Genomic DNA, 13716 nt, shown 5'->3' with positions numbered 1-13716 from the left:
GGGCCGGCGGTTCCTCTCGAGCTGCGGGGTTCAGCGGCCGGTGGGTGACGGGGTCGGGGCGGGGGCGCCGCCCGTGGAACCCGGCGTGGTGCCCGTGGTACCCGTGGTACCCATCGGGGCCTGGCCGAGGGCGCTGAGCTTCCAGCCGTCGGCGGTCCGGGTGAGCTCGCCGAGCATCCGGCTGTCCTTGGTGGCCGGCTCGGCCTTCGGGGCCCGGACGGTGATCCGGACCGCGACCAGGACGGCCGCCCGTCCGGCCGACTCGTCCAGTTCGGTCACCGCGCCGGACAGGACCCGAGCGCTGGTGACCGTCCCGGCCTGCTCGACCTGTGTCTCGAAGTCGCCTCGTCCCTGGACGAGTTGGGCGTGCAGATCGCCGGTGGTGGAGCTCTCCCAGAGGTCCAGTCCGCGCCCGAGGTCGCCGTGGTCGAGGGTGTTCATGTTCTGTACCGCCTGCTCCCCCGCGGCCAGCACCTGGTCACGGGCCCTTGCCCGGGCGGCCGCCGCGTCGTGCGCCGCCGCGTACCACGACCAGCCGGTCCAGGCCGCGAGCACGGCCGCGACCGCGACCAGGCCGAGCGCGAGCCGTCCGGAGCGAGGGCGTAACCGTCGTACCGTCATCAGAACCTCCACTACAGGGACGTGAGCCCGGTGATCAGCCAGCGGCCGTCGTCGAGCCGCGCCGTCACGGCGAGCTGGGCGGCGGTGACGGTGGGCGGGCCCTCGGCCCGGCGGGCACTCTGGTCGAGCAGCACCAGCAGCTCGGCGGAGTCCGCCGTCAGCCGGACCACGCCCGCGCTCACCACCCTGGTCGTGAGCGTCAGTTGCTGGTCGTCGACCCAGCCGCGGAGCTGACCCGTCAGGCTCCGGTACTGTTCGCCCGCCTCGCCGCCCAGGGCGGTGGCGGCCGCGCTGCGGGTGGCCTCGGTGTCGGCGGCGGAGTAGGAGAGGATCCGGCCGAGCGCGTCGCCGACCTCGGCGATCACCCGGGTGGTCGCCGCCCGGTCGGTCAGCGCCCGGTTGCCGGTGTCGGCGCCCGACCGTTCGTGCCGGGCGGCGACCAGCAGCGCCGCGCCGACCAGGATCAGCAGCACGGTCCCCGCCGCCGCGAGGCGGTGGCGCGGTCGCGGCCCGGCGGGAGCGTTCTCGGCCGCCATTCACGCCGTCCCGACCGGCACGGCCGCGAGGGCCGTGACCTTCCAGCCCTCGCCGGTGCGGGCGAGGGTGGCCGCCAGCCGGCGGCGGTCGGTGGTCACCGCGCCCGCGGCCGGGGTGAGTTCGACCCGGACCACGGCGATCAGCCGGGCGGTGCCGGCGCCGGCGTCCAGGGCGGTGACGGCGGCCTCGACGACGGCGCCGCGCGAGGTGACGCCGGGATCGGTGGCGGGCCCGGCACCGAGCCGGTCGTGCAGGGCGCCCCCGCTGACGGCCAGCCAGCGGGCCCGGGTGGCGTCGGCCTGCCCGGCGTCGGAGCTGGTGAGCTCGGCGACCGCCTGCCGGCCGGCGGCCAGGGCGGTGTCCCGGTCGCGGGCCAGGTCGAGGGAGCTGTCGGTGCTCGCCCGGCCGTACTGGACGGCGCCGAGGGCGCAGCAGGCCGTGGCGAGCAGCCAGGCGGCGGCCCGGACGCCCCGTGCGGGGCGTGTGCCGAGGGCGGGGCGGGCGCGGGTCACCGGTCGGTCCGTCCGGTGTGCGGCGCGGCGGTGGCGGGGGCCACGGGGGTGGGCACGCCGCCCTTGGGGGCGTTGCCGGAGCCGCGGACCGAGCTGCCGGAGGAGGCGGGGGCGGTGCAGCCGGCGGCCGTGTTGAACGCGGGCGCCGGGCCGGTGTCCAGGCCGTTGCGGTAGGTGGTACCGGCGTAGCCGGTGGTGCAGGGCAGGGGGGAGAAGAAGGTCACGGCCATGCCGAGGTGGGCGCCGTCGGCGTCGACGGCGGTGGAGCCGGCGGCGGCCACGGCCGGCAGGCGGACCAGGAGCTCCTCGATGCCGTGCTGCCGGGTGACGCCGAGTTCGGCGGTGGTGAGCAGGTTGGCGAGCAGCACGCTCAGACCGGGGTCGAGATCCTTGACCAGGGCGCCGACCTGGGCGGCGGCCTGCGGTCCGGTGGCGATGACACGGCGCAGGTCCGGGTCGGAGCGGACGAGTTGGCCGGCCAGCTCGCGGGCGCCGGTGGCGAACGCGCGGATCGCGTCGGCCTCGTCGTTCTGGGTCCGCAGGACGGTCTCGGAGTCGACCACCAGCCGGGTGGTGGCGGGCAGTGCGGCGCTCGCCGCGTCGACGAGGCGGCCGCCGCCGTCCAGCAGCGCCTGGAGGTTGTCGGCCTGGCCGTTGAAGGCGCGGCCGAACTCGTCGACCACGGTCCGCAGGGACTGCAGCGGGACGGAGCCGACCAGGGCGTCGACGTGGGTGAGCATGTCGGTGACGGGTGCGGGGGTGGCGGTGTCGGCGCGGGCGATGGTGGAGCCGTCGGCGAGGTAGGGCGGCTGGTCGGTGCTGGGCCGGAGGTCGAGGTACTGCTCGCCGACGGCGGAGAGGTTGGCGACCACGGCCTTCAGGCGGCTGGGGATGCGGGGCGCGGAGCCGGAGATCCGCAGTTCGGCGCGGACGCCGTCCGCGGTGAGGCCGAGGTGGCCGACCCGGCCGACCGAGACACCCCGGTACGTGACGTCCGCGTGCTCGAACAGGCCGCCGGTGCGGTCGAGTTCGACGTCGACCCGGTAGTAGTCGCGCAGCCCGACGTACTGCCCGAGGTCGGCGTGCTCGACGGCGATGAAGCCGAGCACCAGGACGGCGACGGCCAGGAAGGCGAGGTTCTTCAGCCGGGTGGCGAGGGTGAGCATCAGCGGGCCCTTTCCTGCCGGGTGGTGGCGGACGGCAGCGGGAGCGGCAGCACGCCGTCGGCACCGGTCCCGTCACCGGTCCCGTCGCCGGGCACGGGGGTGGCGGGTGGCGGGGCGGCCGTGTCGTCGGGGTCGAGCTCGGGGATGATCCGGGTGCCGGGGGCGGCCGCCAGGTCCAGGTACACGTTGAGGTAGTCGCCCTTCACTCCGCGCAGCACCTCGTCGGTGAACGGGTAGGTGAGCAGCACCTGGAGGGAGTCGGGCAGGTCCTTGCCCGCGTCGGCCAGCCGCTGCAGGGTGGGGGCCAGGGCCGTCAGGTCGGCGACCAGGTCGGCGCGGCTGCGCTCGACGGTGTCGACGGCGACGGCGGAGAGCCGGTCGAGGGAGCGCAGCAGGGTGACCAGCTCGCCACGCTGCTGTTCGAGGACGGCGAGTCCGGGGCTGAGCCCGGTCAGGACGGTGCCGATCTGCCGGTCGCGGGTGGCCAGGGTGGCGGAGAGCCGGTCGATGCCGTCCAGGGCGTCGGTGATGTCCTGGCGGTGGGCGTCCAGTTCGCCGGTGAGCGTGGCGAGGCGGGCGAGCACGGAGCGCAGCTGGGCCTCGTTGCCGGTGAGGGCCTTGCCGAGTTCGGTGTTGACGGTGCGCAGTTGGTCGATACCGCCGCCGTTCAGGAGCATCGAGAGGGCGCCGAAGACCTCTTCGACCTCGGGGTTGCGGTTGGTGCGGTCGAGCGGGATGAGCGCGCCGGCCGCGAGCGCGCCGGTGCCGGCGGTGGGCGCGGACAGCTGGACGTACTTCTCGCCGAGCAGGCCGGACTGCGCGAGGTGGGCGGTGGCGTTGCCGGGCAGGTGGACGTCGCCGTTGAGCCGGAGGGTGACCAGGGCCGTCCAGCCGTCGGGGGCGAGGGCGATGTCGGAGACCCGGCCGACGGCGACGCCGTTGACCTTGACGGCGGCCTGCGGTACGAGGCTGAGCACGTCGGCGAACTCGGCCCGGACCTGGTAGGGATGGTTGCCGAGGTCGGCGCCGCCGGGCAGTGGGAGGTCCTGGAGGCCGCCCGCCGCGGCGGAGCAACCGGTGAGCAGGAGCAGGCCGACGGCGAGGGCGGGTCGGTGTCTCATCGGCCGGCTCCGGGGAGGGGCAGCGGCAGGGCGCCGCCGGTGAGTTCGGTGAGGTTGGCGCGGCCGTCGAGGGTGCCGTGGGCCAGGTCGTAGGCGCCGAGCAGGTTGTCGGCGGCCAGCGGTGCGGTGTCGAGGAGTTCGGCGAGCGAGGCGCGTTGGTCGACCAGGCTCCGGGTCAGCGGGACGAGGCGGTCGACACTGGCCGCGAGCCGGCCGCGGTTGTCCTCGATGAAGGTCTGCACCTGGCCGAGGGCGGTGGCGAGTTGGCGCAGGGCCTGGCCGAGGTTCTCCCGGTCCTCGGCGAGGAAGCCGGTGACGGTGGCGAGCCGGTCGGTGGCGGAGCGGACCTTGGCGTCGTTGTCCTTGAGCATGGTGGTGAACGACTGGAGCTGGGTGAGGGTGGTGAACAGGTCGTCGCTGTGGCCGGAGAGGGTCTTGGCGGCCTGTCCGAGCTGGTCGATGCTGTCGCCGATCGCCTGTCCGTTGCCCGCGAGGTTGGCGGCGCCGGTGTCGAGCAGCCGGGAGAGTGCGCCGGTGGCGTTGGCGCCGTCGGGGCCGAGGGCGGTGGCGAGGTCGCCGATGCTCTGGTAGAGCTGGTCGATCTCGACGGGTTCGGCGGTGCGCTCGGCGGGGATGACGCCGTGCTCGCCGAGCTCGGGTCCGCCCGTCCAGGCGGGGGTGAGCTGGACGTAGCGGTCGGCGACCACGCTGGGGGCGACCACGACGGCGGAGGCGCCGGCGGGCACCTTGACGCCGTGGTCGACGGTGAGGTCGACCCGGACCCGGCGGCCCTGCGGGTGGACGCCGTCCACGGCGCCGACCCGCACGCCGAGGATCCTGAGGTCGGAGCCGGCGTGGACGCCGACGGCGTGGTCGAACCAGACGGTGAGGTGGGTGCCGTCCGGGCCGGTGACGGCGGGTGCGGCGACCAGGGCGGTGGCCAGGACGGCGGTGGCGGCGAGGGCCGCGACGAGGGGTGTGCGCCGGCGGTTCATCGCTGGGCTCCTTCCGGCCGGGTGGGCATGCAGCCGTCGGCGGGCGACGCCCCGGCGGGCAGGTAGCTGCGGGGCACCACCCCGCAGAGGTAGGCGTCGAACCAGCGGCCGTTGCCGAGGGTGTTGCCCATCAGCCGGTAGTACGGCCCGACCAGGGCGAGGGTCTGGTCGAGGCTCTGCTGGTTGGCCCGCAGGACGTCGGTGACCCGGTCGAGCGCCTCCAGGGTGGGCCGCAGCTGCCGCTCGTTGTCCTGGATCAGGCCGGTGAGCCGGGTGCCGAGGTCGGTGGTGCCGGTGAGCAGCCGGTGGACGGCGTCGCGGCGGCGTTCGATCTCGCCGAGCAGCTGGTCCCCGTCGGTGAGCAGGGCGGCGAAGCGGCTGTTCTGGTCGCTGAGGGTGCGGGTGAGGTCCTTGCTGCCGCTGAGCAGACGGGCGAGCTGGGCGTCGCGGCTCGCGAGGCTGCGCGACAGCGAGGACAGGCCGTCGGCGGCGGTGCGGACCGAGGCGGGGGTGTCCTTGAAGGTGTCGGAGATGGCGCGGAAGCTCTCGGCGAGCCGGTCCGGGTCGATCGCGCCGAGGGTCTGTCCGAGGCCGTCGAGCGCCTGGGTGACGTCGTAGGGCGAGGTGGTGCGGCTGCTGGGGATGGTGCGGTGAGGGTCCTGCCGGTCGGCGCCGAGGGGGTCGAGGGCGAGGTACTTCTCGCCGAGCAGGGTGCGGATGCCGATGGCGGCGGTGGTGGCGTCGCCGACCCAGGTGTGCTCGACCCGGAAGGCGACTCTTACCCGGGCGCCGTTCAGCGCGACCTCGGTGACCTTGCCGACCCTGGCGCCGGCCACCCGGACCTCGTTGCCGGGGCGCAGCCCGGCGGCCTCGGTGAACTCGGCGGTGTAGGCGGTGCCCCGGCCGATCAGCGGCAGGTCGTCGGCCCGGTAGGTGAGCGCGGTGGCGAGCAGGAGCAGCAGCAGTCCGACGGCGCCGACGGCGACCGGGTTGCGGTCGCGCAGGGGGCGCAGCAGCGGGCGGTGGGGGTCGCGGCGGAGCCTCATGCGCGGCACCTCGGTCCGGTGACGGCGATGCCGGTGGGGGGCGGGCTGCCGTCGCCGGTGGTGACGCCGGTGACGGTGGCCTGGCAGAGGTAGAGGTTGAACCAGGAGCCGTAGGAGGCGAGCCGTCCGAGGGTGCGCAGCTTCTCCGGGCTGAGTCGCAGGAAGCGTTCGAGCTGCGGGGTGTTGTCGGCGATCCCGGCGGAGAGCCGGCCCAGCTGGCCGATCGAGTCCTTGAGCGGCTGCCGGCCGTCCTCCAGCAGGCCTGCGGTGGAGGTGGTGAGCCGGGCGAGGGCCTCGACGGCCTGGCCGATGGGCTGCCGGTCGCGGTCGAAGCCGGAGACCAGTTGCTGGAGGGTGGTGACCAGTTCGGTGAAGCCCTGTTCGTGGGTGTTGACGGTGGCGACGACGGTGTTGAGGTTGTCGATGACCCGGCCGATCACCTGGTCCTTGCCGGCCAGGGTGGTGGTCAGCGAGCCGATGCTGCGCAGCAGGCTGTCGACGGTGCCGCCCTGTCCCTGCAGGACCTGGACGATCTCCTCGGCCAGCCGGTTGACCTCGGTCGGGGACAGTCCCTGGAAGAGCGGCTGGAATCCGTTGAACAGCTGGGTCAGGTCGAGGGCGGGCCGGGTGCGTTCCGGCGGGATGGTGCCGCCGGGGGCGAGCCGCTCGCCGACCTGGCCGGTGCCCTGTTCCAGGTCGAGGTAGCGTCGGCCGACCAGGTCCAGGTACTTGACGGAGGCGGTGACCGAGCCGGGCAGCGTACGGTCGCGGCGGACCGAGAAGCGGACCTGGGCGAGGCGGTGGTCGACCACGGTGACGCTGTCGACCCGGCCGACCCGGACGCCGGCGATCCGGACGCCGTCGCCGGCGGACAGGCCGGTGACGTCGGTGAAGCGGGCCCGGTAGCCGGTGGTGTCGCCGACGCCGGTGTCGGCGATGCCGAACGCGAGCGCGGTGGTGGCGAGGGCGGTGACCAGGATGAACACCAGGGACTTGACGATCGGCCCGGCGAGGGATCGGCGTCTCATTTCAGGGTCACCTCCGCCCCGCGCAGCAGCGGCCCGGCGAGCAGGCTGCTCCAGTCCGGGAGCGGGGTGGCGGTGCTCCGTCCGGGGGCCAGGAGTTCGTTGACAAGCGCGTTCTCCTGCGGTGAGTTGGGCAGTCCGAGGCCCTGCGCGGCCGGCATCGGGAAGCCGTCGGCCGGGCTCGACGGGCCGGGTGCGGTGCCGCGGCCGGTGTAGGGGGCGTCGTAGCAGCGCGGTCCGCCGCCGGCCCGGTAGGCGGGGGTGTCCTTGCCGGGCAGGTAGGCGCCGCGGGAGGGCACGGTGGTGACGTCGACGTGCAGGCCGGGCTGTCCGGTGCCCTTGCCGAGCGCCTTGTCCATCACGGGGACGAACGCGGCGAGGGTGCGCAGGGTGCAGGGGAAGGCGGGGGCGTACTCGGCGAGCAGTTCCAGGGTGCCCCGGCTGTCGGTGGACAGGCGGATCAGGGTGGCGCGGTTGCGCTGGAGGAAGTCGGTGAGGTCGTCGGCGCCGGCCGTCCCGGTGGCGTACAGGCTGCGCAGGCCGGCCTGCTGCTGGGCGACGGTGGCGCTGGTGGTGGTGAGGTCGGTTAGTGCCTGGAGGATGTCGGGGGCGGCGTCCGCGTAGGTCCGGCCGACGGTCACCAGGTGCCGGATGTCCCGGTTGAGGGCGGGTAGTTGGGGGTTGAGCTGCCCGAGGTAGTCGTCCAGTCGGACGAGGGTCCGGCCGAGCTCTTCGCCGCGTCCGCGCAGGGCGGTGGCGACGGCGCCGAGGGTGGCGGCGAGCTTCTCCGGCTGGACGGCGGTGAGCAGCGGGAGCAGGTGGTCGAGGACCTGTTCGAGTTCGATGGCGTCGGCGGAGCGGTCCTGGGGGATGGTGCTGCCCGCCCTGAGCGTCCCGGCCCGGGCCTGGTCGGTGGGGACGAGGGCGACGAAGCGTTCGCCGAACAGGGTGGTGGGCAGCAGCTGGGCCCGTACGCCGGCGGGGATCCGGGTGAGCCGGTCGGGGTCGAGGGCGAGGGTGAGCCGGGCCCGGTCCCCGTCGGCGCTGACCCGGCGGACCCGGCCGACGACCACGCCGCGCAGTTTGACGTCGGCGTTGACGTGCAGCTCGTTGCCGACGGTGCCGGTCTCGACGACCACGGTCGCCTCGTCGCTGAACGCCTTGTCGTAGACGGCGATCGACAGGCCGGCCAGCAGGGCGGGCACCAGCAGGAACACCACCCCGGCGGTACGGCGGCGGCCCCGGCGCGGGCTGGGGGCGCTCATCCCGCCACCCTGACCGTGGTGGTGGTGCCCCAGATCGCCAGCGACAGGAAGAAGTCGGTGACGCTGATGATGACGATGGCGTTGCGCACCGAGCGGCCGACCGCGATGCCCACCCCGGCCGGGCCGCCCTTGGCGTGGTAGCCGTGGTAGCAGTGCGCCAGGATGACGATCACGCTGAAGATCAGCACCTTCAGCCCCGACAGCAGCACGTCGGCCGGGGAGAGGAAGAGGCCGAAGTAGTGGTCGTAGGTGCCGGCCGACTGCCCGTTCACCAGGACGGTGACGGCCCGTGAGGCCGCGTACGAGCTGAGCAGGCCGATGCCGTAGAGCGGCAGGACGGCGGCCACGCCGGCGATGATCCGGGTAGTGACCAGGTAGGGCAGGCTGCGGATGCCCATGCCCTCCAGGGCGTCGACCTCCTCGTTGATCCGCATCGCGCCGAGCTGCGCGGTGAAGCCGGCGCCGACGGTCGCCGACAGGGCGAGGCCGGCGACCAGCGGGGCGATCTCCCGGGTGTTGAAGTAGGCGGAGATGAAGCCGGTGAAGGCGGTGGTGCCGAGCTGGTTCATCGCGGCGTAGCCCTGCAGGCCGACCACGGTGCCGGTGGCCACCGTCATGCCGATCATCACGCCGACCGTGCCGCCGATGACACCGAGGCCGCCGCTGCCGAACACCACTTCGGCCAGCAGCCGTTGGACCTCCCTGGTGTAGCGGCGCAGCGCGCGCGGGATCCACAGCAGGGCGGCGACGTGGAACAGCAGGTGGTCGCCGGTCTCCTCCAGCCAGGCGAGGCGGGAGCGGCGGGGCGGCTCCGGGGGGCCGCCGGGCGGGGTGGCGCGGTCCGGCAGGGCCACGGCTCAGGCTCCCTTCTGCGGGACGACGCGCAGGTAGACCGCGGTGAGCACGACGTTGACCAGGAAGAGCAGCAGGAAGGTGATGACCACCGCCTGGTTGACCGCGTCACCGACGCCCTTGGGGCCGCCGCGCGGGCCCAGGCCGCGGTAGGCGGCGACGATGCCCGCGATGAAGCCGAAGACCAGTGCCTTGAGCTCGCCGACGTACAGGTCCGGGAGCTGTGCGAGGGCGGAGAAGCTGGACAGGTAGGCGCCCGGAGTGCCGTGCTGGAGCAGCACGTTGAAGAAGTAGCCGCCGAGCGTTCCGACCACCGACACCAGGCCGTTGAGCAGGACGGCGACCGCCATCGCGGCCAGCACCCGGGGGACGACGAGGCGTTGGACCGGCGAGACGCCCATCACCTCCATCGCGTCCAGCTCCTCGCGGATCTTGCGGGAGCCGAGATCGGCGCAGATCGCGGAGCCGCCCGCGCCGGCGATCAGCAGGGCCACGATCAACGGGCTGGCCTGCTGGATGACGGCCAGCACGCTGGCCCCGCCGGTGAACGACTGGGCGCCCAACTGCTGGGCGAGCGAGCCGACCTGGAGCGAGATGACGGCCCCGAACGGGATCGACACCAGTGCGGCGGGCAGGATGGTGACGCTGGCCAGGAACCAGAACTGCTCGATCAGCTCGCGCAGTTGGAAGGGCCGGCGGAAGGTGTCCCGGAGGGTGGTCGCGCAGAGCGCGAAGAGCCGGCCGGTGTGGCGCAGCGCACCGACGGCGGCGCCGCCCGGGCCGTTCATGCCGTCCGTCCCGCGGTCAGCCGTTCCTGCCGGCGCTGCACGGCCCGGCGCGGCGGCAGGCCGGGCGAGGGCTGCAACTGGGCGGGCGGCGGGCGGCGTTCGTCCGGTTCGGGGTGGGCGTCGGCGCGTTCCCGGGCGAGCACGGCCTCGTCCTTCTCCTCGGACATCCCGATCGGGCCGGCCCGCCGGCCGCCGAGGAACTGGCGTACCACGGGGTCGTCGCTGGTCAGCAGGGTCTCGCGCGGGCCGAAGGCGACCAGTTCCCGGCGGAACAGCATGCCGATGTTGTCGGGCACGGTGGCGGCGATGTCGAGGTTGTGGGTGACGATCAGCATGGTCGCGTCGATCTGGGCGTTCAGGTCGATCAGCAGCTGGGACAGGTAGGAGGTGCGGACCGGGTCGAGGCCGGAGTCGGGTTCGTCGCAGAGCACGATCTGCGGGTCGAGCACCAGGGCCCGGGCCAGGCCGGCGCGCTTGCGCATGCCCCCGGAGATCTCGCCCGGGAGCTTGGCCTCGGAGCCGACCAGGCCGACCATCTCCATCCGCTCCATCACGATCCGGCGGATCTCGCTCTCCCTGCGCCGGGTGTGCTCGCGCAGCGGGAAGGCGATGTTGTCGTACAGGTTGAGCGACCCGAACAGCGCGCCGTCCTGGAACATCAGCCCGAACAGCCGCCTGGCCTCGTAGATCTGCCGCTCGGGGCTGCTGACCATGTCGACGCCGTTGACCAGCACCCGGCCCCGCTCCGGCTTGAGCAGCCCGATGACCGACTTCAGGAACACCGTCTTGCCGGTGCCGGACGGGCCGAGCATCACCGTCACCTCGCCGGGCGGCAGGGTGAGCGTGACGTCCTGCCAGACGGTCTGCCGGCCGAAGGACTTGGTGAGGCCCTCGACGGTCACTTCGATTCCCATGGCGGCTCCCTGGAGGTCCGGCGGTCAGCGGCGGTGCGGCAGGGCCGGGAGCTCGATCTCCGGCTCGCACCCGTTGGGCTGGTCGCTCGTCGGGGTGCAGATCGCGCCCTGGACGAGGTTGAGCGAGTTCCCCGGGCCGGAGACGGCGGCGGTGAACAGCGCGTCCAGGTCCTCGCCGCCGGTGCCGCAGCCCGCGAACGGGGGTATGGTCAGGTCGCGTTGGGCGAGTGGGCCGCCGGTCTGCAGGGTGTAGTCGGGTTTTCCGTCGCCGCCGCCCGGCAGGTGGTCGTCCTGGCGGCCGGTGAGCCTGAGGTCGACCGGGGTCACCGTCCGGCAGTCCGGCCCGACGTCGAGCGGGGTGCCGTTGATCTTCACGTCGTACAGCCGCAGCGACTGGTAGCCGCCGATGGTGAACTCGACCGGCTGGTCCCAGTCGGAGTTCCCGGTGGCCACGATGGTGAGCGGGCCCTGCGGGACGAGCTCCATCTTCGCCGTGGTGGGGATGAAGCCGTAGGTGACGAAGGTGGTGTCGGAGGGCGGCAGCCCGAGGTAGCCGAGCGAGTCGGCCTCCAGGTACGGCTGCTGTCCGGGCTCCGGGTCCCAGAGGGTGACGAAGCGGCGGGTGAGGTTGAGCGCGGCGAGCGCCGGACCGCGGCCGGGATCGTTGACCACCGCGGCCTGGCCGAGCTTGTGCACGTTGGCGTAGCCGACCGCGAAGGCGCAGGCGGGCACATCCGGGAAGGGGTCCATGTCGGGGAACGGGATCACCGTCGCGCCCTCGGGGACCGGGGGCAGCCGGTTCGGGTCGAGCTCCCCGGTCGGCGCGGGCGGGCAGGTGCTGACGCCCGAGTGCTCGGCGGGCTGCACCCGGACGGTGCCACGCCGGACCGGTCGGCCGGGCAGGCGGCCGAGCTGGACGTGCGCGAGCTCGGCGGCGCCCGGCCGGGCCGAGGACGGGCCGGCCGGCGACGGGGTGGCGGGCAGCGGGGTGGCGGGCTGGGCAACGGAGTTGGACGGGGCGGCGGAGCGGGACGGCTCGGCGGAGGGGGACGGCTCCGCGGTTGCCGCCGCGGGCACCTGGACCGTGCCGAGCGGCGTGCCCCCGGGCCCGGGCGTGCAGACGACGGCGGGGGCCGCGTCAAGGGTCACCGGCTCAGGGGTCACCGGGTCAGGGGTGGGGGCGGCGGCGGGCGGTACCGGTCGCAGGCCGAGGGTGAGGGTGGCGAGGGTGAAGACCACGGGCCCGGGGGCGGTCACGGTGACCGGCGTCGCGGGGCCCTCGGCCGTGAGCACGAGGTCCCCGGTGGCGGGTACGGGTGCGGCGGTCACCCGGAGCTCCGGCCAGCGCGCCTCGGCCGTCGACTCCCCCTGCGTCACCGTGACGGCGAGGGCCGCGCGGCCTGCGACGGAGGCCGTCCCGGCAGGCAGCAGGGCGGCGAGCGAGGCCTGCGGCACGGTGACGGTCACGGTCGCGGCGCCGGGCTGGAACGGCCGGTCCACCTCGGCCTTCGCGGGGTACTTCTGCGCCACGGTGACGGTGACCGGCACGGCACCGGCCGGGGTCGCGCAGCTGTGCGCCACCGGGACGGGCGGGGCCGCGCCGACGGCCACCGAGGAGCCGCCGGGCACCAGCCCGAGGAGCAGCACGGCCGCCGCGACGGCGGCGGGCCGCGCGGGACGGCGGCGACGGCGGGCTGCGTCGCTCATGGCGGGGCTCCTCGGTCGGTCGCGACGGGCGTACGGGTGACGGAGCGTCGGGGCGGCAGCGCGGCGGGGCGGCGGGGCGGCGAGGCGGCGGGGCCGAGCCGGGACGCGGGAAGGAACGGGCGCGTACGGCTCGGGACGCAGGACACTACGTCCGGGTGACAAGCCGTCACAAGTGATCGCGCCATGCCAGGTACGCGAGCCTCCGACGGCCGCGGATTTCCTGTCACCGGATGACAAGCGCGGGCCGACGGACTGTCAGACGGTGCGCACGCCCCGCCGAGCCCCGGCCCGGAGGGAGTCCGGGCCGGGGCCCCGCGGGCGGCGGGCGCCGGATCGGCTCACGGCGAGGTGATGACCTGCGGCGCGCTGAGCACGTAGGCGGCGTTGTAGGTCGCCGGGTCGCCGTTGTTCAGCAGGCCCAGGCAGCTGCCGGAGACGTTGTACGCGTGCAGATCACCGCCGCTGACCGTGAGCGTGTTGCCGGCGTTGTTGTAGGTGCCCGTGAGGGTGGCGGGCGTGGTGCTGGTGGGGCCGGCGAAGTCGGCGGTGCAGCCGGCGCCGCTGATGTGGGCCTTCACTCCGGTGAGGGTGCCGGTGGTGACCCCGGTGGTGGAGTTGTAGGTGAGGGCGTTGATGCCCCAGGGCAGGTTCTGCGCGGTGACACTGAAGGTGATACCGAGCGGACCGGTGCAGCTCGCCCAGGTGACCGAGGTGATGGTCGAGATCGGCAGCCCGTCGCCGGTCGGCGCCAGCACGCCGGCCGCCGCGGAGGAGCTGCAGGTGAGCTTGGTACCGGTCCGGGTGTCGGTGAGCTTGGGCGAGGCGGCCTTGGCCGTCCACGCCCCGCCGGGGCTGGCCGTCCAGGTGGCGGTGGTGGTGGCGGTGGCGGGGGCGAGTGCGAGTCCGGCCGCAGCGGAGAGCGCTGCGGCGGCGACAAGGGCGCCCTTGACTGTCTTGCGCACGGGCTGGTCCTTTCCGGGCTTCGGCGTGCGGGATCGTTCGAACCTCCCGTCCGACAACGGGAATTCGACGGCAGCACGCTTTCGGGATGCGGGGCGAAATGTGGGGGACGCCCCGCTGAGGTGCGACGTTACGCACGGGTAATGAGGCCGCGCAACGCTGTGGCGGCAGATCTCACCGACATCCCTACTCGCCGGTAATTTCTTG

The 13716-nt window shown here is 74.2% G+C and carries 13 protein-coding genes and 1 pseudogene; all 14 read right to left on the bottom strand.

The window, feature by feature from the left end; all coding sequences use genetic code 11:
* Positions 1–30 precede the first annotated feature (30 nt).
* The 14 genes and pseudogenes from OG871_RS35060 to OG871_RS34995 all read right to left on the bottom strand — a co-directional run bounded on the left by OG871_RS35060 (position 31) and on the right by OG871_RS34995 (position 13511).
* Positions 31–621: a hypothetical protein gene (locus OG871_RS35060; protein ID WP_371502348.1), complete on the bottom strand. Its 591-nt coding sequence runs from the start codon at positions 619–621 to the stop codon at positions 31–33.
* Between the two features lie 11 nt (positions 622–632).
* On the bottom strand, positions 633–1157 hold the full coding sequence (locus OG871_RS35055) for a hypothetical protein (protein WP_371502347.1): 525 nt from the start codon (positions 1155–1157) through the stop codon (positions 633–635).
* On the bottom strand, positions 1158–1670 hold the full coding sequence (locus OG871_RS35050) for a hypothetical protein (protein ID WP_371502346.1): 513 nt from the start codon (positions 1668–1670) through the stop codon (positions 1158–1160).
* Entirely contained in the window at positions 1667–2836 is a 1170-nt protein-coding gene (locus OG871_RS35045) for an MlaD family protein (protein WP_371502345.1), read from the bottom strand. The genes OG871_RS35050 and OG871_RS35045 overlap by 4 nt, the downstream gene beginning before the upstream one ends.
* Positions 2836–3957, bottom strand: coding sequence for an MCE family protein (locus OG871_RS35040; RefSeq protein ID WP_371502343.1), 1122 nt, complete (start codon positions 3955–3957; stop codon positions 2836–2838). The genes OG871_RS35045 and OG871_RS35040 overlap by 1 nt, the downstream gene beginning before the upstream one ends.
* Positions 3954–4952, bottom strand: coding sequence for an MCE family protein (locus tag OG871_RS35035; protein WP_371502341.1), 999 nt, complete (start codon positions 4950–4952; stop codon positions 3954–3956). Before OG871_RS35035 ends, OG871_RS35040 begins: the two co-directional genes overlap by 4 nt.
* Positions 4949–5998, bottom strand: a complete 1050-nt coding sequence (locus OG871_RS35030; protein ID WP_371502340.1) for an MCE family protein — start codon at positions 5996–5998, stop codon at positions 4949–4951. Before OG871_RS35030 ends, OG871_RS35035 begins: the two co-directional genes overlap by 4 nt.
* Entirely contained in the window at positions 5995–7026 is a 1032-nt protein-coding gene (locus OG871_RS35025) for an MCE family protein (protein ID WP_371502339.1), read from the bottom strand. The genes OG871_RS35030 and OG871_RS35025 overlap by 4 nt, the downstream gene beginning before the upstream one ends.
* The gene (locus tag OG871_RS35020; protein ID WP_371502338.1) at positions 7023–8288 is read right to left on the bottom strand and encodes an MCE family protein; all 1266 of its coding nucleotides are present in this window, start codon (positions 8286–8288) and stop codon (positions 7023–7025) included. The genes OG871_RS35025 and OG871_RS35020 overlap by 4 nt, the downstream gene beginning before the upstream one ends.
* A complete protein-coding gene (locus OG871_RS35015; RefSeq protein WP_371503501.1) occupies positions 8285–9070 on the bottom strand; it encodes an MlaE family ABC transporter permease in 786 nt (261 codons plus the stop codon). Before OG871_RS35015 ends, OG871_RS35020 begins: the two co-directional genes overlap by 4 nt.
* Positions 9071–9145: 75 nt before the next feature.
* On the bottom strand, positions 9146–9928 hold the full coding sequence (locus tag OG871_RS35010; RefSeq protein WP_371502336.1) for an MlaE family ABC transporter permease: 783 nt from the start codon (positions 9926–9928) through the stop codon (positions 9146–9148).
* Positions 9929–9945: 17 nt separating this feature from the next.
* Positions 9946–10842: pseudogene (locus OG871_RS35005) on the bottom strand (ABC transporter ATP-binding protein); the annotation flags it as partial.
* A gap of 24 nt (positions 10843–10866) precedes the next feature.
* A complete protein-coding gene (locus tag OG871_RS35000; protein WP_371502335.1) occupies positions 10867–12549 on the bottom strand; it encodes a DUF6801 domain-containing protein in 1683 nt (560 codons plus the stop codon).
* 338 nt (positions 12550–12887) lie between these two features.
* Positions 12888–13511 (bottom strand): hypothetical protein, encoded by a 624-nt coding sequence (locus tag OG871_RS34995; protein WP_371502334.1) that lies wholly within the window; start codon positions 13509–13511, stop codon positions 12888–12890.
* Between the last annotated feature and the right edge of the window lie 205 nt (positions 13512–13716).

Source organism: Kitasatospora sp. NBC_00374 (assembly GCF_041434935.1).
GTDB lineage: Bacteria > Actinomycetota > Actinomycetes > Streptomycetales > Streptomycetaceae > Kitasatospora.
Note: the sequence above shows the minus strand (reverse complement) of the source record. Positions and strands in the feature narration are given on the sequence as shown.

Coding starts and splice junctions, on each gene's coding strand:
- OG871_RS35010 (WP_371502336.1), bottom strand. CDS start 9,928: ATGAACGGCCCGGGCGGCGCCGCCGTCGGTGCGCTGCGCCACACCGGC.
- OG871_RS35035 (WP_371502341.1), bottom strand. CDS start 4,952: ATGAACCGCCGGCGCACACCCCTCGTCGCGGCCCTCGCCGCCACCGCC.
- OG871_RS35020 (WP_371502338.1), bottom strand. CDS start 8,288: ATGAGCGCCCCCAGCCCGCGCCGGGGCCGCCGCCGTACCGCCGGGGTG.
- OG871_RS35000 (WP_371502335.1), bottom strand. CDS start 12,549: ATGAGCGACGCAGCCCGCCGTCGCCGCCGTCCCGCGCGGCCCGCCGCC.
- OG871_RS35030 (WP_371502340.1), bottom strand. CDS start 5,998: ATGAGGCTCCGCCGCGACCCCCACCGCCCGCTGCTGCGCCCCCTGCGC.
- OG871_RS35055 (WP_371502347.1), bottom strand. CDS start 1,157: ATGGCGGCCGAGAACGCTCCCGCCGGGCCGCGACCGCGCCACCGCCTC.
- OG871_RS35040 (WP_371502343.1), bottom strand. CDS start 3,957: ATGAGACACCGACCCGCCCTCGCCGTCGGCCTGCTCCTGCTCACCGGT.
- OG871_RS35025 (WP_371502339.1), bottom strand. CDS start 7,026: ATGAGACGCCGATCCCTCGCCGGGCCGATCGTCAAGTCCCTGGTGTTC.
- OG871_RS35045 (WP_371502345.1), bottom strand. CDS start 2,836: ATGCTCACCCTCGCCACCCGGCTGAAGAACCTCGCCTTCCTGGCCGTC.
- OG871_RS35060 (WP_371502348.1), bottom strand. CDS start 621: ATGACGGTACGACGGTTACGCCCTCGCTCCGGACGGCTCGCGCTCGGC.